Annotated in this window: 19 protein-coding genes, 3 pseudogenes and 1 other annotated feature; of the genes and pseudogenes, 17 read left to right on the forward strand and 5 right to left on the reverse strand. The window is 39.8% G+C overall.

What is annotated here, in order from left to right:
* Nucleotides 1-7: 7 nt before the first annotated feature.
* The 4 genes from IGI38_RS04025 to IGI38_RS04040 are packed head-to-tail and all read left to right on the forward strand — an operon-like array spanning nt 8 to nt 2,780.
* Nucleotides 8-970, forward strand: a complete 963-nt coding sequence (locus IGI38_RS04025) for a sugar kinase (protein WP_438727016.1) — start codon at nt 8-10, stop codon at nt 968-970.
* Nucleotides 967-1,593 carry an orotidine 5'-phosphate decarboxylase / HUMPS family protein gene (locus IGI38_RS04030; RefSeq protein ID WP_438727019.1) on the forward strand — a complete coding sequence of 209 codons (627 nt, stop codon included), beginning with the start codon at nt 967-969 and terminating at the stop codon, nt 1,591-1,593. Before IGI38_RS04025 ends, IGI38_RS04030 begins: the two co-directional genes overlap by 4 nt.
* Entirely contained in the window at nt 1,590-2,132 is a 543-nt protein-coding gene (gene hxlB / locus IGI38_RS04035; RefSeq protein WP_438727021.1) for a 6-phospho-3-hexuloisomerase, read from the forward strand. Before IGI38_RS04030 ends, hxlB begins: the two co-directional genes overlap by 4 nt.
* 9 nt (nt 2,133-2,141) lie before the next feature.
* Nucleotides 2,142-2,780 carry a bifunctional 4-hydroxy-2-oxoglutarate aldolase/2-dehydro-3-deoxy-phosphogluconate aldolase gene (locus IGI38_RS04040; RefSeq protein WP_438727024.1) on the forward strand — a complete coding sequence of 213 codons (639 nt, stop codon included), beginning with the start codon at nt 2,142-2,144 and terminating at the stop codon, nt 2,778-2,780.
* 60 nt (nt 2,781-2,840) lie between these two features.
* Here the strand turns inward: IGI38_RS04040 and IGI38_RS04045 are convergent, their stop codons facing one another.
* Complete coding sequence (locus tag IGI38_RS04045) at nt 2,841-3,605, reverse strand: DeoR/GlpR family DNA-binding transcription regulator (RefSeq protein ID WP_438727026.1); 765 nt, start codon at nt 3,603-3,605, stop codon at nt 2,841-2,843.
* 221 nt (nt 3,606-3,826) lie between these two features.
* Between IGI38_RS04045 and ulaG the strand changes: the two genes are divergently transcribed.
* The 13 genes from ulaG to IGI38_RS04110 all read left to right on the forward strand — a co-directional run bounded on the left by ulaG (nt 3,827) and on the right by IGI38_RS04110 (nt 14,874).
* Nucleotides 3,827-4,894 (forward strand): L-ascorbate 6-phosphate lactonase, encoded by a 1,068-nt coding sequence (ulaG, locus tag IGI38_RS04050; RefSeq protein WP_438727029.1) that lies wholly within the window; start codon nt 3,827-3,829, stop codon nt 4,892-4,894.
* Nucleotides 4,895-4,911: 17 nt separating this feature from the next.
* Complete coding sequence (locus tag IGI38_RS04055) at nt 4,912-5,370, forward strand: PTS sugar transporter subunit IIA (protein ID WP_438727032.1); 459 nt, start codon at nt 4,912-4,914, stop codon at nt 5,368-5,370.
* Nucleotides 5,371-5,382: 12 nt separating this feature from the next.
* The gene (locus IGI38_RS04060) at nt 5,383-6,873 is read left to right on the forward strand and encodes a PTS ascorbate transporter subunit IIC (protein ID WP_438727035.1); all 1,491 of its coding nucleotides are present in this window, start codon (nt 5,383-5,385) and stop codon (nt 6,871-6,873) included.
* 34 nt (nt 6,874-6,907) lie between these two features.
* Nucleotides 6,908-7,207 (forward strand): PTS sugar transporter subunit IIB, encoded by a 300-nt coding sequence (locus IGI38_RS04065; RefSeq protein ID WP_438727036.1) that lies wholly within the window; start codon nt 6,908-6,910, stop codon nt 7,205-7,207.
* Between the two features lie 14 nt (nt 7,208-7,221).
* The gene (locus IGI38_RS04070) at nt 7,222-7,863 is read left to right on the forward strand and encodes a 3-keto-L-gulonate-6-phosphate decarboxylase UlaD (protein ID WP_438727038.1); all 642 of its coding nucleotides are present in this window, start codon (nt 7,222-7,224) and stop codon (nt 7,861-7,863) included.
* A gap of 1 nt (nt 7,864) precedes the next feature.
* Entirely contained in the window at nt 7,865-8,725 is an 861-nt protein-coding gene (locus tag IGI38_RS04075) for an L-ribulose-5-phosphate 3-epimerase (RefSeq protein WP_438727040.1), read from the forward strand.
* Nucleotides 8,715-9,428 carry an L-ribulose-5-phosphate 4-epimerase AraD gene (gene araD / locus IGI38_RS04080; protein WP_438727043.1) on the forward strand — a complete coding sequence of 238 codons (714 nt, stop codon included), beginning with the start codon at nt 8,715-8,717 and terminating at the stop codon, nt 9,426-9,428. The genes IGI38_RS04075 and araD overlap by 11 nt, the downstream gene beginning before the upstream one ends.
* A 367-nt stretch (nt 9,429-9,795) precedes the next feature.
* Nucleotides 9,796-10,036, forward strand: a binding site (T-box leader).
* 111 nt (nt 10,037-10,147) lie between these two features.
* Nucleotides 10,148-10,987, forward strand: a complete 840-nt coding sequence (locus tag IGI38_RS04085) for an SAM hydrolase/SAM-dependent halogenase family protein (RefSeq protein ID WP_438730289.1) — start codon at nt 10,148-10,150, stop codon at nt 10,985-10,987.
* A 40-nt stretch (nt 10,988-11,027) separates the two neighbouring features.
* Nucleotides 11,028-11,579: an ECF-type riboflavin transporter substrate-binding protein gene (locus IGI38_RS04090; RefSeq protein ID WP_438727045.1), complete on the forward strand. Its 552-nt coding sequence runs from the start codon at nt 11,028-11,030 to the stop codon at nt 11,577-11,579.
* A 16-nt stretch (nt 11,580-11,595) separates the two neighbouring features.
* Nucleotides 11,596-13,284 (forward strand): ABC transporter ATP-binding protein, encoded by a 1,689-nt coding sequence (locus IGI38_RS04095; RefSeq protein WP_438727048.1) that lies wholly within the window; start codon nt 11,596-11,598, stop codon nt 13,282-13,284.
* Nucleotides 13,271-14,104, forward strand: a complete 834-nt coding sequence (locus IGI38_RS04100) for an energy-coupling factor transporter transmembrane component T family protein (RefSeq protein WP_438727051.1) — start codon at nt 13,271-13,273, stop codon at nt 14,102-14,104. Before IGI38_RS04095 ends, IGI38_RS04100 begins: the two co-directional genes overlap by 14 nt.
* 328 nt (nt 14,105-14,432) lie before the next feature.
* Nucleotides 14,433-14,561 (forward strand): hypothetical protein, encoded by a 129-nt coding sequence (locus IGI38_RS04105; RefSeq protein ID WP_438727053.1) that lies wholly within the window; start codon nt 14,433-14,435, stop codon nt 14,559-14,561.
* A gap of 88 nt (nt 14,562-14,649) precedes the next feature.
* On the forward strand, nt 14,650-14,874 hold the full coding sequence (locus IGI38_RS04110) for a hypothetical protein (protein ID WP_438727056.1): 225 nt from the start codon (nt 14,650-14,652) through the stop codon (nt 14,872-14,874).
* 141 nt (nt 14,875-15,015) lie between these two features.
* Here the strand turns inward: IGI38_RS04110 and IGI38_RS04115 are convergent.
* The 4 genes and pseudogenes from IGI38_RS04115 to IGI38_RS04130 all read right to left on the reverse strand — a co-directional run.
* A pseudogene (locus tag IGI38_RS04115) lies at nt 15,016-15,633 on the reverse strand (site-specific integrase); the annotation flags it as partial.
* A 10-nt stretch (nt 15,634-15,643) separates the two neighbouring features.
* Entirely contained in the window at nt 15,644-16,591 is a 948-nt protein-coding gene (locus tag IGI38_RS04120) for an IS30 family transposase (protein ID WP_438725454.1), read from the reverse strand.
* Nucleotides 16,592-16,681: 90 nt separating this feature from the next.
* Nucleotides 16,682-17,209 (reverse strand): annotated as a pseudogene (locus IGI38_RS04125) (phage integrase central domain-containing protein); the annotation flags it as partial.
* 110 nt (nt 17,210-17,319) lie between these two features.
* Nucleotides 17,320-17,628 (reverse strand): annotated as a pseudogene (locus IGI38_RS04130) (Ltp family lipoprotein); the annotation flags it as partial.
* Nucleotides 17,629-18,054: the final 426 nt, after the last annotated feature.

The raw sequence follows: 18,054 nt of genomic DNA on the forward strand, positions 1-18,054 counted from the left end.
AATAAACATGAGTGAATTTTTAACGATTGGTGAACCAATTGCGTTGTTCGGATCGGAAGAGGTTGATAAATCTTTGAAGGATACTTGCCACTTCCAGAAATTTTTAGCTGGGGCGGAAGTAAACGTCGCTGTCGGTGTATCTCGTTTAGGTCATAGTAGTGAGTACATTACTCAAGTAGGAAAGGATCCTTTTGGCGAGTTTATTATCGACCGTTTGCATGAAAATCAAATCGGAACAGACTATATTTCAGAAACCGCTGATTTTTGGACCGCTTTTCAATTAAAGGATCGTGTTAGTCAGGGGGATCCAAGTATTTTCTATTTTCGTAAGGGTTCGGCAGCTGCCCATTTTGACCAAGCTGTTCTAGATAAAATTGATTTTTCAAACGTGAAAATGGCGCATTTATCGGGTATCTTCCCAGCAATTTCAACAGAAGCACAAAAGGCATTCCGCTATTTAATCAGCTTATTGGAAAAAAATCAGATTCGTACAACCTTTGATCCAAATTTGCGTCCACAACTTTGGGCGAGCCAAGAAGAGATGGTGACGACAATCAATGACTTAGCTTCTCATGCAGAGATTGTACTGCCAGGAATCAATGAAGGTGAAATATTAATGGGCAGTCGTGAACCAGAAGCAATCGCGGATTTCTATTTGAATAATGGGGACGCAACACAAACAGTAATTGTTAAATTAGGTACAGACGGGGCTTATGTAAAACAAAAGGATGGGTCAAGCTTTACTGTTTCAGGTTTTAAAGTGGCAGAGGTCGTGGATACTGTCGGTGCCGGAGACGGATTTGCAGTTGGGTTGATTACTGCTTTAATAGAAGAAAAATCTTTAAAAGAAGCGGTCATTCGAGCAAATGCGATCGGTGCAATGGCTGTTCAATCACCTGGAGACAATGACGGGTATCCAACACCACAAGAATTGAAAGAATTTTTAAAAAAACAGGAAGTGGAAGCATGAAATTACAAACAGCGATTGACCGCGTTTCTTTAACAGACGCAGTAACATTAGCGAAACAATTAGATGGTAAAACCGATATTTTGGAAATGGGCACCTCTTTGGTAAAAGATTATGGTAATGCAGCAATAGAAAAGTTAAGAGAGGCTTTGCCGCAAACTAATCTGCTAATCGATAGTAAAACGATTGATGAGGGGGCTTACGAGTTTAATCAAGCTTTTCGTCATGGGGGCGATATTGTTACCGCTATGGGAGCTGCCTCAGTAGCTACTTTAGAAGCTTGTTATGATGTGGCTCAAAAAGAAAACAAAACTATGATGATCGATCTTTTGGAAGTTTCAGATGAAAAAATTGCAAAGATCAAACACTTTCCAAATGCAATCTATGCACTACATCATTCCGTTGATCGTAACGATTATTTCGACGCAGCGGCAAGCGTTGAAGTATTCCGTCAAAAATTTCCTGAAATCAAACGACTGGCAATTGCTGGTGGGATTGATTTGAAACAAGCGCAAATTTTAGCAGAACAAGGAATTATTGAAGTCATCATCGTCGGGTCAAAAATTGCGAAAGCCGCGGATTCGATGAAAGCAGTAAATGAATTTATGGGAGCTGTTCACAAATGAAAACAATCGAAACGATTATGCAAGAAATTAATCAAGTAATGGAGATGGTGGATGTGCGGGAACTTGACCAAGCAATGCCGCTATTCCAAAAGAACAAACGAATTTTTGTGATCGGAGCAGGACGCAGCGGTTTTCAAGCAAAAGGATTTGCAATGCGCTTAATGCATATTGGTTATACAGATTATGTAATGGGCGAGACGATTACGCCTTCCATTCAGAAAGGTGATACTTGGGTGGCGATTTCCGGATCAGGTACAACTAAAGGAATCGTAGCAGATACTGAAGCGGCCAAAAAAAGAGGTCTTGATATCGTTGTTTTAACGAGTGATAAGGACTCACAGTTGGCTAAACTAGCGGATCAGGTAATCGTTGTACCAGGGGCAACAAAGACAGGAGCAGGCATAAAATCTGAGCAGCTTTTATCAAGTCTTTTCGATCAAACAGTGCATATCACTTTGGATGCATTAACTTTGAAATTGGCTAAACGTGATCAAACATCTAATGAAGATGCACTTCACGAACATGTGAATGTGGAGTAGGTGAGATTAATGAAAAGAGTTGAAGTATTAACACGCGTTGAACAAGCTGGTGTAGTGGCTGTTGTTAGAGAGCGTTCTAGTAAACAGGCTTTTGAAGCGGCTAAAGCAGTTGTCAAAGGCGGTATAAAGGGCATCGAAGTAACCTTTTCTGTTCCGCAGGCGGATCAAGTTATCGCGGATTTGAAGATAGAATATGGGAATGATTTAAGCGTAGTTATCGGCGCAGGAACAGTACTGGATGCAGTAACAGCCCGCTTGGCGATCATGGCGGGTGCAGAGTTTATCGTCAGCCCATGTTTTGATCAGTCGACAGCTGAACTTTGTAACTTGTATCAAGTTCCTTACATGCCAGGATGTATGACGATCACAGAAATGCAGCAGGCGATGAAAAGCGGCGTGGATGTCGTGAAGTTATTCCCGGCTAATAATTTCTCATCACAAATGATCAAAGCGGCAAAAGCGCCATTGCCTCAAGTCAATATCATGCCAACTGGCGGAATCAATTTGGACAATCTGGCAGAATGGAAACAAGCTGGAGCAATCATGGTTGGTGTCGGAGGGAACCTATTCAAGGGCGCAGCAACTGAAGAGTATGATTTAGTCACAAAAACAGCGCGTAAATACATTGAAGCCTGGAGCAATAATTAATTGAATAGAGAAGAGACCAAAAACTATATTTTGCTTTTATAGTTTTTGGTCTTTTTTTGATTAATCAATTTGAATAACTTTTACTCCTGCATTCCTGATTTCATCCAAGGTTTTTTGCGAGCAAAATTGATCGGTTATCAGATAGTCAAAAACAGAAATATCCGCAATTTTGAATTTTGAGGTCAATCCGATTTTACGGTGATCGGCGACTAAAATCTTGCATTTGAGCGTTTTATTGATCATCATTTCGTTAATCGTAGATTCATTCAATATTTTCGTAGTCACCCCATTTTCTACACTGACTCCACTACAGCCGATCACACAGACATCCGCATTCATCGAAGAGATGGTATTCAATGCAATATCTCCAACTAAAGCTTCTTTTGGAAAGCGCATCTCTCCTCCAGTCAAAATATAATTGCAATTATCCTTGTGAGGGGAGTAATTGACTTTTACATTGTTTGTGACGATCGTCAAATGATTGGAGTTGATATAATCAAGTGTTTTTAGTGCTGTCGAGCTTGAGTTGATGAACAACGTATCATAATCGCTGATGTATTTGCTGGCTTCTCTGGCGATCGCAAGCTTGATCCTTTCAGGACCGGATTGATCGAAGTCAGTCTTATTTTCGTAATTATAGGAACAATAACCGTAATTACGGATAATATCGTTCTTCTCTTCTAGTAAATTTAAATCTCTTCGTATCGTACTAATCGAAACGCCTAGAGCTTTTGCCAACTCGAAAGTCGTCATTTGTTCTGTCTGCTGTAATAAATCCAAAATATCTCTTTGACGTTTATCAATATTGACGAGCGAGTTCTTCATTTTTTTGCCTCCTATATGACACTTAGTCTAAATAAATGATTTTATCCACTGAGTTGTTCATTTAAAATTCTTTAACCGCTTTCATTATACTAAGAAAATCATTAAAAAAGGATAGAAAATCATATAAGAAATAGAAAGTCATATAAAAGGGTTTTCATAACTTCGAATACGCTTTAAGATTTAATTGTAAGCCAATCAAATATATGTGAGGAGCAATCATAATGAGTAAAAGCGTCAATGAAGTTACAAAAGAAAGCTGGGTTTTAGATACCTTTCCTGAATGGGGAACGTATTTGAATGAAGAAATCGAATTAGAATCAGTTAAAGAAGGAACCTTTGCCATGTGGTGGTTAGGCTGTACGGGAATCTGGTTGAAAAGTCATGAAGGAACCAATATTTTGTGTGATTTATGGTGCGGAACCGGAAAGCGCAGTCATGGAGATGGCATGATGAAAAAAGGCCATCAGATGATGCGCATGAGCGGGGTACAAAAGATGCAACCTAATTTACGTACGCAACCATTTGTCATCGATCCTTTTGAAGTGAAGAATGTTGATGCTCTAGTAGTAACACATATCCATTCAGACCATCTGGATATCAATACAGCAGCGGCGGTACATCAAAATTGTCCAGAAGCCAAATTTATCGGACCTAAGGAAGTTGTTAATACATGGTTGAAATGGGGCATTCCCGAAGAAAAAACGATTGTTGTGAAACCAGGTGATGAAGTTACCATCAAAGACATTAATGTGGTGGCGTTAGAAGCCTTTGACCGGACCGCTTTAGTAACCTGCGAAGATCCTGAAGTTACATTGAAAGGCAAGCTACCGCAGGACATGGATCAAATCGCAGTGAACTATTTATTTGAAACGTCTGGCGGCAGTCTTTATCATGCGGGGGATTCTCACTACTCCAATATGTTCGCTAAGCACGGTAATGAGCATAAAATTGATGTATGTTTAGGCGCTTATGGTGAAAACCCACGAGGAATCACCGATAAAGTGACCTCTGTGGATATGTTGCGAATGGCTGAATCATTGAATGCGAAAGTAGTAATCCCTGTTCATTACGACATCTGGGCGAACTTTATGGCAGATCCAAAGGAAATTACGGAAATTTGGAAATTCAAAAAGGATCGCTTGAACTATGATTTCAAACCTTATATCTGGCAAGTAGGCGGGAAATTTACTTATCCAACCAATAAGGATGATCTTGAATTCAATTTCTACCGCGGTTTCGAAGATGCCTTTTCAACAGAAAACGATACGCCATTTCCATCATTCTTATAATAGAAAGGAGCAGCAGCATGCTTAAATATTTTTTTGATAATGATTTAATCAATTATTCTGACAAAGAGATAACAGATTGGCGGGAAGCGATTGTTGAGAGTTGCCAATTATTACTGGACAAAAAAATCATCGACCAAACCTATGTGGATGAAATTATTCGGTGTGTGGAGGAGCATGGCCCGTATATCGTGATTGTTCCAGAAGTGGCAATGCCGCACTCATCTGAAGATAGTGAAGGTGTCTTTGGAACGGCGATTTCATTTACGAAGATGAAACAACCTGTTCAGTTTGAAGATGAGGAAGAAGAAAAATCTGCGATTCTATTCTTTACCCTAGCAGCAAAAAATGCGGAAGAACATATGGAGAATATTCAAAACTTGTCTGAATTATTGATGACAGAAGGTTTGATCGAACGTCTCGTAGCTACAAACTCAATTGAAGATTATCAAGCTGTGATGCAAGCGTTTAATTTATAGGAGGAAAAAGCAATGGGTGACTTTTTGTTAAGTATTTGGACATATTTTGCGACAAACATTTTGACACAGCCGGCATATCTGATTGGATTTATCGTGCTGCTAGGATACATCTTATTGAAACGGCCGCTCTATGAGTGTGTTGCTGGATTTTTAAAAGCGACAGTCGGCTACTTTATTTTGACGGTCGGTTCAGGAGGTTTAGTCAATAATTTTCGACCAATCCTAGTTGGATTAAAAGAACGATTCAATTTGGATGCGATGGTAACTGACCCGTACTTTGGCCAAAATGCGGTTGATGCAGGTCTGAAGGAAACTTTCGGCCGAACATTTGGAGACGTAATGATTTTGCTATTGATTGCTTTTGTCATGAATATTCTATTGGTTCGTTTCCAAAAATATACGAAATTACGTTCAGTTTTTACCACAGGTAATGTACAAATTCAGCAATCAGCTACAGCGTTTTGGATCTTATTATTCTGTTTTCCTGACTTAGGTAGAATTCAAGTGTTGATCTTCATGGGATTGATTTTAGGCTGCTATTGGGCGGTTGCTTCTAATTTGACAGTAGGAATCACTCAGGAATTGACGGAGGGCGCTGGCTTTGCAGTAGCTCATCAACAAATGTTTGGGATATTCATTTTCGCAAAGTTAGCTGAATGGATGCGAAAACGTGATGAGAAGAAACATAAATCTGAAAAAATGGATAAAAAATTAGAGGACATCGAGTTGCCAGGTTTCTTGTCGATCTTCAATGAAAACATGGTCGCTACTTCTTTATTGATGCTGTTTTTCTTCGGAATCATTTTATTGGTGTTAGGTAAAGATTATTTGATTCAAGCCGAATTTATGCAAGAGGGTCAAAGCTTCCTATTTTACATTATGACAACCTCGTTGAATTTCGCAGTATATCTGGCGATTTTGCAATTAGGTGTTCGAACGTTCGTAGATGAGTTGACGCAATCGTTCCAAGGAATCTCAAACACGATTTTACCTGGAGCAGTACCAGGGATCGACGTGGCTGCGACATTCGGATTTGGTTCGCCAAATGCAGTAACGATTGGGTTCTTGTTTGGTGCGTTGGGTCAGTTCTTAATGATTGGATTGCTGATTTTATTGAAATCTCCGACGATCGTAATTGCCGGATTTATTCCATTGTTTTTTGACAATGCAGTTATCGCCGTCTTCGCCAACAACCGTGGAGGATTCAAAGCTGCTTGCTTATTCCCATTCTTGTCAGGAATAATCCAAGTCGGCGGCTCAGCGTTATTCGCAACTTGGATCGGTATGTCAAAATACGGCGGCTATATCGGAATGTTCGACTGGGCAACGGCTTGGCCGGTCTTTACAGTCATTATGAAAGTTTTAGGCTATGTCGGAATTGCTGTTGTCGTTATTGGTTTGTTGGTTATTCCGCAAATACAATACCGGAAAAATCCGGATGGGTACTTCATGATTGTAGATGATTACGAACAATATGCAGAAAAGTATCAGGAACAAAACTAATTAAAACGTTAAAACAAATGAGGAGGAAATAATAATGAGAATTTTAGTCTCTTGTGCGAATGGATCTGGAACTAGTTTGATGATGATGAGAAGTGTTGAAAAAGCGATGAAGGAATTGAATGTGCCTATCACAAAAATTCACCATTGTGCAATCTCAGAAGGGAAAAGCTCGGCAACTCAATACGATGTTGTCTTTACGCCAGTTAACTTTTTGAATATGTTCACACAGGCAGAGAAAAAAGGTGTAACGGTGATCGGAATTAAAAATGTGATGTCTGCGAAAGAAATCGGCGAAAAATTTGCGGAATCAGATCTATATCAAAAAACTAAGTAAAAGAGGAAATCAAGATGAGTAGACCGAACTTACAAATTGCATTGGACCATAACGATTTAGAGCACGCGTTAGCAGACGTTTTCAAAGTAGGTGATGTCGTAGATATTATTGAAGTAGGTACAATTTTATGCTTGCAGGAAGGGCAAAAAGCGATTCGTTGTATCCGCGGAATGTTTCCGGGAAAAAAATTAGTCGCGGATACTAAATGCGCGGATGCGGGCGGAACTGTAGCGAAAAATGTCGCGGATGCGGGCGCGGATTTCATGACAGTCATTTGCTGCGCAACGCTTCCAACAATGGAGGCCGCAAAAAAAGAAGTGGAAGAATTACAAGTGGAGCTATACGGAGAGTGGACCTATGAACAGGCGGAAGCCTGGCGTGAGGTTGGGATCAAGCAAGCCATTTATCACCAAAGCCGCGACGCATTATTATCTGGTGAAACGTGGGGGGAAAAAGACTTAACCAAAGTCAAAAAATTGATTGAAATGGGCTTCAACGTTTCTGTTACCGGCGGCCTGGATGTAGATACATTGAAATTATTTGAAGGAATTGACGTCTACACGTTTATTACAGGTCGAGGGATCACGGCGGCAGCAGATCCAATAGCGGCGGCTCAAAACTTTAAGAATGAGATTATTCGTATTTGGGGGCAATAGGATGGCTCAAATTGGAATTTATGAAAAAGCATTGCCAAAAGATATTTCGTGGAAAGAACGTTTTTCTCTAGTAAAAAAATTGGGTTTTGATTTTATTGAGATGTCGATTGACGAGACCGATGAACGATTGACTCGTTTGGACTGGTCTGATGCAAAAATTGCTGCCTTGAGAAATGATATGTTTGAAACAGGTATACGGATCAATTCGATTTGTTTAAGTGGCCATCGTCGTTTTCCCTTTGGCTCTGCTGATCCAGAAAAACAAATTATCGCGAAAGAAATCATGAAAAAGGCGATTCAATTGGCTCACAAATTAAGTATCAAAGTGATCCAAGTAGCAGGCTATGATGTTTATTATGAAGAAAAATCAATGACTTCAAGAGAAGACTTTATTGAAGGCATGAAGGAAAGTGTAAAGGAAGCATCAAAGTATGGCGTGATTCTTTCTGTTGAGATCATGGATGATCCTTTTATGAATTCTATTTCAAAGTTTTTAGAAATCAAAGAACAAATTCATTCACCTTACCTGCAAGTCTATCCAGATTTAGGGAATTTATCTGCTTGGCCGGAGAACGATCCGGCCAGAGAGCTGGAAAAAGGAATTGACTGCATTACTTCGATCCATTTAAAGGATACGTACCCAGTAACAAAAGAATCTGATGGACAATTTCGTGATGTGCCTTTTGGAAAAGGCTGTGTTGATTTTCTTGGATTATTGAGAAATCTGAAGCGCTTGGATTATGATGGCACTTTTTTGATTGAAATGTGGAGTGAGCAGAGTCAAGATTTTCAAACAGAAATTCAACAGGCGAAGCACTATTTATACTCAAAATTAAAGGAGGCAGGCTACGATGTCGCGTGAAGAAAGAATTGCAGCGATGAAACAGAGAGTTTTTGAAGCAAATTTGGAACTGCCTCAATATGGCTTAGTTAAATTAACATGGGGCAATGTCAGTGAAATCAATCGTGATCTAGGTGTGATTGTCATTAAGCCCAGTGGTGTGAACTATAAAAAAATGCATGCGGATCAAATGGTCGTGACAGATTTAACAGGAAAATTGCTGGATGAGAGCAGTTTGAATCCTTCTTCGGATTTACCGACTCATGTAGTCCTATATCAAGCTTTCGAACGGGTTAACGCTATTGTGCATACGCATTCGACAAATTCGGTCATGTGGGCGCAAGCGGGACGTGATTTGCCAGCCTATGGAACGACCCACGCTGATGCTTTCTATGGGAAAATCCCTTGTACTCGTCAATTGACGGAAACGGAAGTGACTGAGGCTTATGAAATGAATACGGGTCATGTAATCGTAGAGACATTTAAAGAAAGAGCGCTAAAGGCGAATGAAGTTCCAGGTGTGCTGGTTTACGGACATGGACCTTTTACTTGGGGAGATTCGCCGATGGAGGCTGTCGAAAACAGTTTGATTTTAGATGAGATTTGTTTAATGGCTAAAGAAAATGAACAAATCAACCCGAATATTTGTGAAATTCCACAGTATTTGCTGGATAAGCATTATTATCGTAAACACGGGGAGCATGCCTATTACGGACAAGGATAATAATGAAATAAGTCAATGACAAATGAAGAAATTCAATTCTTTATAAGTAAACTATCAAATACAACGTAACCTAAAAAAAGAAAGCCGAAAGGGACAGATACTTTAAATTATGAAAGTAGATGATCTTTTGACTTTCTTTTTGTAAAGTTTTTTTCGAAATGACGTTCGAATTTTTTTAAAGCAATAGACTGTCTTTGATGCGAAAAGGATTATTGAGTTGGTCAAGTCTCACTAGAGTTAGCTTCATTTTCTTATTTCTTAGAAAATTATTTATCAGAGAATAGAAAACGCGAAGAGGCCAAAAGTGAACAAGCGTGTCTTCACCATTGACAAGTTAAAATTTCTTTGCTATTTTATTAGCAATTGATGAAACGCGATGAGAAAGAAAGTAAAGTAAACATATTTGTTAAAGAGAGTTCCTGTTTGGTGAGAGGGAATGCAGATCGTTTTACTTGAAAATGGCTTTTGAGCGGATTTCCCGAATCTTTAAGGAAATACGGATGCCCCCGTTAGCAAGGCACAGTCTCCAAGAATTTGGGTACTGATTGAGGTGAAGCCTGTGAGGACTTTACGTTTAAAGGTGGTAACGCATGTTTAATGCCCTTAGCAATTTTTTTGCTGAGGGCGTTTTTTTGTGTTTGCTTTTAGTTGAGGTGACGATCTTAGCACGTAAAAATGACTCGATGGACAAGCTTGAAAAAATGGAAGGTGGAAGATTTATGGCAGGATTTTTAGTAATACAGACGGATTTTGGTTTGCAAGACGGTGCAGTGAACGCGATGTATGGGGTGGCTTATCAAGTTGAAGCAACGTTGAATATCAATAATTTAACTCATGAGATCGAACCTTATAATATTCATGATGCGAGCTATCGCTTATTACAGGCGGTCACGTATTGGCCTGCAGGAACTGTTTTTGTTTCGGTCGTAGATCCTGGTGTGGGATCTACGAGACGCAGCGTCGTAGCAGAGCTGACGGGCGGACAGTGTGTGATTACGCCGGATAATGGGACCTTAACTTATTTGGCTCAATACGTGGGAATTAAAGAGGTTCGTCAAATTGACGAAGAGTCTCAACGTTTGCCGGGATCATCAGAAAGCCATACGTTCCACGGACGCGATGTCTATGTTTATAACGGTGCTCGGTTAGCGAGTGGAAAAGTAAACGTTGCTGAATTGGGTACGGTCATTCCCGTGAGCGAATTAGTTGCATTTCCATTGGTGGCGCCATTACAAAAGGAGAATAAGATTGCTGGTACGATTGATATCACAGATATTCGTTTTGGTTCGATATGGACGAACATTCCAGTAGGATTTTTCAAAAAATGGCAGATTGAATATGGACAAAGCTTGCTAGTAAAAATATACTATCAAGGTGTGGTCCGTTATCAGGATGAAGTTGTCTTTGGGCGTTCTTTTGCTCAAGTGGATCCGAAAGAAGCGGTATTATATATCAATTCATTGTTAAATGTTGGTTTAGGGATCAATCTAGATTCATTTTCTGCCGTGTATAAAATCGGCACCGGCAACGATTGGACGATTGAACTGACAAAGGTTTAAGGGAAGAAGCACTTATAAAATGAAAAAGGAGTACAAAAGTATGAATAAGAAATTTACGGTAAAACACATTGTAGCAATTGGTATCGGAGCGGCGGTCTTCTTTATTTTGAAACGGTTTGTAACGATTCCTACGGGGATTCCAAATACAGATATCGCGACGGCGTATCCTTTCTTAGCGCTATTGGGAGTGGTCTACGGGCCGATCGTAGCTGGTCTGGCTGGTTTCATTGGTCATGCGCTTGGAGATTTAACGACATATGGCGCTTGGTGGTCATGGATCGTGGCATCAGGGATTTTAGGGCTTTTCTTTGGATTATTAGCGAAACGCATCCCGATTGAACAAGGCATTTTTGGAAAAAAGCAAATCGTGACCTTTTTAGTTGGGGAAACGATCGCCAACTTAGTAACTTGGATAATCATCGCCCCAATCGGAGACATTTTGATTTATGCGGAAGCACCAAGCAAAGTCTTCACTCAGGGTGTAGTTGCTGGGATTACTAATTCAATCGTTACAGGGATCATCGGAGTTATTTTACTAAAGGCCTACGCGCAGACAAAAACGAAAAAAGGCAGTTTGAATAAAGAAGCTTAGAACGTGAGGATATAAAATGATCGAGTTTCGTGAGTTTACATTTCAATATGATAGTCAAGCCGAGCCCACATTGAAAAGGATCAATTTGACCATTAAGCAAGGAGAGAAGATTTTGATCATGGGCCCAAGCGGCTCAGGCAAATCAACGCTGGGAAAATGTTTGAATGGCATCATCCCGCAAAATGAACAAGGCAGTTTTACCGGAAGTCTGACAATCAACGGCAAAACGTTCAGTGAATCATCGATTTACGATCTTTCTTTAGATGTCGGAACGGTATTGCAGGACACGGACAGCCAATTTGTCGGCTTGACTGTGGCGGAGGATATTGCTTTTTCTTTAGAGAATGAAATGGTGGAGCAGGAGGAGATGCGCAAGGCAGTGAACTACTGGTCGGAAAAGACCAACCTGCTGGTGCAGCTTGAAAAACGCCCGCAAGACCTTTCTGGCGGTCAAAAGCAGCGGGTAACGATGGCTGGCGTTCTGATTGATGAGACACCGATTCTTTTGTTCGATGAACCATTAGCCAATCTTGATCCGCAAACGGGCTATGAAGCAATCCAAATGATCGACCAATTGTATCAGTCGCAGAAATTCACAACGATCATTATTGAACATCGCTTAGAAGAAGTATTGGCTGCACCGATCGATCGCGTTATTTTGATGGATGAAGGTGCGATCATCGCGGATATGGCGCCTACAGAGTTGTTGAAAAGCAATTTGTTAGCTGAATATGGTATTCGCGAGCCGCTTTATATCTCTGCGTTAAAACGCGCGGGGATTTCATTGGAGGCTCTTCCTGATTTAACGCAGGTCGATCAGCTAGTGTCACCTGCAATAGCGACAGCGCTAGCGCAATCACAGGGAGAGTTTAAACCCGTTATCCAAAAGAACGACGCGTTGCTAAGTTTAGATCGTCTCTCTTTTGGGTTTGGCGATGAGTTGGTCATTAAAGACATTGATCTAACGCTCTATCATGGAGAGATGGTCAGTCTAGTCGGGCATAACGGCGCTGGAAAATCTACATTGTCCAATCTGATTACGGGGTTTTATCCTTTACAAACAGGGGATCTTTTGTGGAAAGGGCGTTCGATTGCCAATGAAAGTATCAAAGAGCGGGCGGATAAAATTGGTTATGTGCTGCAAAACAGCAATCAAATGCTCTCAAAGAATATGATTTTCGAAGAGGTCGCTTTAGGCTTGGAAAATCGAGGAGTCGCTTCTGAGGTAATTCAAGAAAAAGTATTTGAAACACTAAAAGTTTGCGGACTTTATGAGTTTAGAAATTGGCCGATCTCAGCACTGAGTCATGGGCAGAAGCGTCGAGTGGCGATTGCCGCGATTTTGGTTCTGGAACCAGAATTATTAATTCTCGATGAACCAACTGCTGGACAAGATTATTATCATTATAATGAAATGATGACTTTTTTGCGGAAACTGAATCAACGAGGAATCACGATTTTGATGATTACTCACGATATGCATTTGATGCTGGAGCATACACAACGAACCCTTGTGTTAAAAGAAGGAGCAATCATTGCGGATGAGACACCGGCTAATGTTCTATCATCAGCGGAGCTAGTTGCTTCAGCAAGTTTGCGGGAAACCAGTCTTTATCGATTGGCGGAAAATAATCATTTAGCGGATGCGACGGGCTTTGTGTCGGCATTTATCCAACATGAGGAGGGACCTTATGGCGGGGAATAATCTAATCGGCTATCTGCCGAAAAAAACGCCGATCCATCAACTTAGCGGCTTTACTAAATTGCTATGCTTCTTAATGGTCTCAGTAGTGGGAATGATTTCTTATGATACGCGGTTTTTACTAGCATTAGCACTGTTTTCTGTCATACTTTTTCGAATAGCACGGATCAGTTATCGTGAAATTTCTTTTGTCTTGAAATTTATCGCTTTCTTTTCAATCTTGAATTTGTTGACAGTCTATTTGTTTGCTCCAGAATACGGTGTGACGATCTATGGGACACGCCATGTGATTTTTGAAGGCATTGGCCGTTATACTTTGACGCAGGAACAGCTTTTCTATGAGTTTAATTTGTTGATCAAATATTTCGTAACGATTCCGCCAGGGTTGATTTTTATTTTGACTACGAATCCCAGTGAACTAGCTTCAAGTATTCATCGGGTAGGTGGATCGTATAAGATTGCGTACGCATTTTCCTTAGCGCTTCGTTACATTCCGGATATTCAAGAAGATTTTCGAACGATTTCTAAAGCACAGCAGGCCAGGGGAACCGAACTTTCCAAGAAGGCTTCGTTGATGAAGCGAGTGCGCGGAAATTTAACGATCGCAATTCCACTGATTTTCTCAAGTCTAGAACGGATCGAAACGATTTCGTCAGCTATGGAACTGCGTCGCTTTGGTAAGAAAAAGGGGCGGACATGGTTATTAGCCAAACCTTTGAAACGAAATGATTATTTAGCCTTAGTGCTAGCAGTTCTCCTGTGTTCGGTGGGCATCCTATTGTTGTTTGTCAATGGCGGACGCTTCTATAATCCTTTTCGCTAAAAAGCGAAGCTCTCTAATTTGAATAGAGCGCTTCGTTTTTATTTGTCTCTAGTAATAAAATGTAATTCTTAAGATGACTGTCAATAGCATTAGTGGATATATTGTTAACAACATCAACTAATATCCAACAGGCTCTGACACCGATCCATTCCATAAGTTTAGTAAAAAGAGCAGGTGAATCTTAAAAGATTTGAGTGACGTCTAAAACTGACAAAACCTTTTTACTTTTTGTGCATTTTAACTAGTGTGAATCCTTTGAGAAAGACTTACTCTAGAGATGTGAAAGTTTGTTTGAAAACTAAAAAAGAAGAAGGAAAAGGTGAAAAAAATGAAAGTATCAAAAGCGGAACTGCATCAATTGATTCAATCTAAAATCCATAAAGCCGGGCTATCTGAGGAACAGGCTGGAATGGTCAATGACTGTTGCCCCTCTCTTTTTCATTTTATTAATAAATAGAACTTTTTTTGAGAAAAGGAGCGTTTTATTAGGATAGCGCGTATAATGTAGATAAGAGAGGATCGGCTAGTGAAAGGGAGCGAGTTAAATGCTAAATCCATTTATCAATCCAGGCTTAGAAATAGCCTTAAAAGAACTTTTTCGCGATAATGTCAGCACAGAACAAGTCTATCCAGCAATCGCAACCGATGTCCGCAAAGAACGATTGATCGTTTACGTATATTCCGACAGTTTGAAATTTGTTTTCGTAGATCAAGAACAAGAAGCCTTGGAACTGCAGAACCCTAGCAACGCTGTGGAGGAAAAAACATAACTTAAAAAGCCAAAGCACCGAATCATCGGCGCTTTGGCTTTTCTTTTGACCTATTTTAGTAATGGAGACGGCGGGAGTCGCTTAATCCCTTTTTTATAGGCGCTTAAAATAAAATGAATGCCATATTGAATGCTATTTCGTTTAAAAATCAACAAATTTATTGAACTTATCGGCTAGTTGTTCTTTTGCTAATTTAGAGACATGAGCATATGTATTCATGGTTGTTTGTATATCTTCATGACCTAGTCTGAACTGTACTTCTTTTAAGGATGCACCCATTTCGACCAAAAGGCTTGCTTGTGTATGTCTAAAACCATGCACAGTTATTCTAGGAAACTGCTTTTTTTCTTTCTTGTCCATTTTATCCTGTATGTCCAATAGCCATTTACGAGAAGTATCAAGGCTCATAATGTCATGCGGATTTTTTGCAGTTGCATTTCCAAATATTAACCAGTCTTCAGATGGAGGAGCTGCTTCAGTTTTCCATTCTGAAAGTTTATCCAAGGTTCCTTGATCTATAGAAATGATACGACTAGACCCAACAGTTTTAGTTGTGTCTAACTCCAGACCCTTTGCAGTTCTTGTTACTGCTTTATAGATGCTCACTGTTTTTCCCTCGAAATCAACATCTTTCCATTCCAACGCGCCAGCCTCTTGTTTTCTCATTCCGGTCATAGCAAGCAAACGAAAAAACGCTTGAACTTTGTTGTTAGGGTGAGTGTACAAAACTTCAAGAAACAATTTCAATTGATCTTTATCAGCTGAATTGTCAAATTAATTGCAACATTTCTTCTTGAAAGACTTCCCAACAATTTTTCCAGTTCAATGTTTTTTTAGGACGCATATTTATCTTGCGTAATGCTTCCTGTTTCTCCGTAGGGGGTACCTTTGAAAAATCAGTTCCCTTAGGGAAGAATTCTCTAAATAAACCATTCCCATTTTCGTTAGATCCGCGTTGCCATGGGGAGTATGGATCACAAAAATACATAGGTACGTCTAAATCTTTCTCAATTTCTTTCCAGCAAGAAAACTCTTTCCCACGGTCGACCGTAAAGCTTAAAAATGCCTTGTGACTCCCTAGGTCTTGCACAAAAGCTTTAATCGCTTGTGCCATTGACTTCGCGGTACGATCCCTCATTGAGATCGCCCAATAAAAGCGTGTTTTCCGTTCAATAAACGTTGCTTCGCAGGCTTTGCTTTCCCCTCTGCTAGAAACAACTGTGTCCAACTCCCAATGTCCAAATTCTTCTCGAGTTGACACAGAAGCTGGGCGTTCATCAATGGTATGCCCTACAGTCATTTTGCCTCGTGCCTCTTCTTGTTTTTCTTGTCTTCTGCCTTTATGTCTCAGACACTGTTTAGACACATTAAGAATACCGGCATAGAGCCAATTGTAAATGGTTTTGAATGAAACTATTTGACGATCATTCGCAATTTGTTCAGGGGACCAGCTGTCTTCAAGATCACATTCAATCTGATAAGCGAATTCAGAAGTCCATTTGGACTTCGCACCACAGGCACTGCGCTTCATTTCCGCATCTAATTGCGCATTGTCGGCATTATAGATCAAATCTTCGGGTACTCGTTTCAACTCACGATCAATCGTTGTTCGGCTAACACCAATTCTGTCCGCTATTTCTTGAATACTCTTGGCATCATAAATCATCGTCTCTATACATTTTCGATTATCTCGTGTAAGCTTTTTGTGTGAACCCATCAAAATCACTCCTAGTAGTTTGTTATCCTAAACTCATTTTACTAGAAATTTTTGATGGGTTCTTTGTTGCGATTAATATTACAATTCAGCATCATAAAAATGGTCTTCAACTGTTTTTCTTTTTGTAGCTTTGGGTTTCCTGATTGACTCTGTTGGATTAGAAGGTATCATTCCAAATCGAATTGCATATTTGAATACCAAGCCAGTGTAATTCATCATCTTAGAAGCAGTGTCATATTTATTTGCCCACTTATCCATCAATTCTTGAATCTTAATAGGATTGATTTCTGAGATGTAAATATCACCGAGTTCATCTAAAATATGATTTTTAAAAATCCTCTCTGTTTTCAAAAGAGTTGATCCTCTAACGGTCTTCTTGTATTCAGTCATCCACAAGTCATATACTTCTTGATATGTTTTAGGTTTGTCTTTCTTCAAAAGATCACTTTCGTAATCACTTTGCAACCTAGCCAATGCGAGTTTAGCTTCACGTTGCGTCTTGAAATTTCGGCGAGTGGTTTTAACTGGTTTACCAGTAGCAGGATTAATCCCTAGGTAAGCCTGAAACTTCCAACGTTTTTCGCCATTCTTCATTTTGTACTGACCGAACGTTGCCATTATTGAATCAACTCACTTTCTTGTGATACAATAGACACAATAAATAGCCTATTGATTAGGTTCTATTTCGATACACGATCATACTCTTGCGGGGTGGATCGTGTTTTTTATTATTGGTTTAAATGTTGAATCGCATAGTCTGCTTCTTCAGGTGTGAATTTTTCCCCTGCATCTGAAGTAAGTTGATCTCGTATAGCTTCAGGAGACATAGCCATCTTGTCTTGGTATGATTTAGCCTTTTCCAAAGCGTTGGCGTTATAATCTGCTTTGAGATTATCTACTGCATATTGAGCTGCCTCGGGAGTGAACTGTTCACCATAATCCGAAGACAACTGATCGTATATTCCTGCTCTAGACATATGCATAGTGTTGGAATACGATTCTGCCTTTCTGAGAGCAGATTTATATTCTGTTGGAATACTTGCTTCTTGTGCTTTTTGCTCTTCTGCTTGTTTCTTAGCGGCTTCATCTTCTGCTTTCTTTTGTGCGGCGGCAGCTAATACCTGAGCGTTTGGCTTAATGGTTACTTTTGAGTTTTTAGTGTCTCCATCCAAAGTTGAGTAAATCGTAATGTCTTTATTAGAATCACCAGAAAGTTCATAAGTTAATGAAAAATCCCCATTTGAATCAGCCTCACTTGAATCTCCTACAATACCCATTCCAACTGAAACACTCGCCTTAGGTAGTGTTTTCCCAGTAATTGTAGCGATACCTTTATCATCTGTTTCAATTTCAGCAGAATCAAGAGATAATTGTAGATTTGATTTTTTAGAATCTTTACTACTAGATTTTTCTTCCTTCTTTTTACTAACAGTTTCTTTTTTGTCTTCTTCTTTCTTAGTGCT

Origin of the sequence: Enterococcus sp. AZ128 (assembly GCF_051714485.1) — a bacterium.
Taxonomy (GTDB): domain Bacteria; phylum Bacillota; class Bacilli; order Lactobacillales; family Enterococcaceae; genus Enterococcus_A.

Coding starts and splice junctions, on each gene's coding strand:
- IGI38_RS04025 (WP_438727016.1), top strand. CDS start 8: ATGAGTGAATTTTTAACGATTGGTGAACCAATTGCGTTGTTCGGATCG.
- IGI38_RS04030 (WP_438727019.1), top strand. CDS start 967: ATGAAATTACAAACAGCGATTGACCGCGTTTCTTTAACAGACGCAGTA.
- hxlB (WP_438727021.1), top strand. CDS start 1,590: ATGAAAACAATCGAAACGATTATGCAAGAAATTAATCAAGTAATGGAG.
- IGI38_RS04040 (WP_438727024.1), top strand. CDS start 2,142: ATGAAAAGAGTTGAAGTATTAACACGCGTTGAACAAGCTGGTGTAGTG.
- IGI38_RS04045 (WP_438727026.1), bottom strand. CDS start 3,605: ATGAAGAACTCGCTCGTCAATATTGATAAACGTCAAAGAGATATTTTG.
- ulaG (WP_438727029.1), top strand. CDS start 3,827: ATGAGTAAAAGCGTCAATGAAGTTACAAAAGAAAGCTGGGTTTTAGAT.
- IGI38_RS04055 (WP_438727032.1), top strand. CDS start 4,912: ATGCTTAAATATTTTTTTGATAATGATTTAATCAATTATTCTGACAAA.
- IGI38_RS04060 (WP_438727035.1), top strand. CDS start 5,383: ATGGGTGACTTTTTGTTAAGTATTTGGACATATTTTGCGACAAACATT.
- IGI38_RS04065 (WP_438727036.1), top strand. CDS start 6,908: ATGAGAATTTTAGTCTCTTGTGCGAATGGATCTGGAACTAGTTTGATG.
- IGI38_RS04070 (WP_438727038.1), top strand. CDS start 7,222: ATGAGTAGACCGAACTTACAAATTGCATTGGACCATAACGATTTAGAG.
- IGI38_RS04075 (WP_438727040.1), top strand. CDS start 7,865: ATGGCTCAAATTGGAATTTATGAAAAAGCATTGCCAAAAGATATTTCG.
- araD (WP_438727043.1), top strand. CDS start 8,715: ATGTCGCGTGAAGAAAGAATTGCAGCGATGAAACAGAGAGTTTTTGAA.
- IGI38_RS04085 (WP_438730289.1), top strand. CDS start 10,148: ATGGCAGGATTTTTAGTAATACAGACGGATTTTGGTTTGCAAGACGGT.
- IGI38_RS04090 (WP_438727045.1), top strand. CDS start 11,028: ATGAATAAGAAATTTACGGTAAAACACATTGTAGCAATTGGTATCGGA.
- IGI38_RS04095 (WP_438727048.1), top strand. CDS start 11,596: ATGATCGAGTTTCGTGAGTTTACATTTCAATATGATAGTCAAGCCGAG.
- IGI38_RS04100 (WP_438727051.1), top strand. CDS start 13,271: ATGGCGGGGAATAATCTAATCGGCTATCTGCCGAAAAAAACGCCGATC.
- IGI38_RS04105 (WP_438727053.1), top strand. CDS start 14,433: ATGAAAGTATCAAAAGCGGAACTGCATCAATTGATTCAATCTAAAATC.
- IGI38_RS04110 (WP_438727056.1), top strand. CDS start 14,650: ATGCTAAATCCATTTATCAATCCAGGCTTAGAAATAGCCTTAAAAGAA.
- IGI38_RS04120 (WP_438725454.1), bottom strand. CDS start 16,591: ATGGGTTCACACAAAAAGCTTACACGAGATAATCGAAAATGTATAGAG.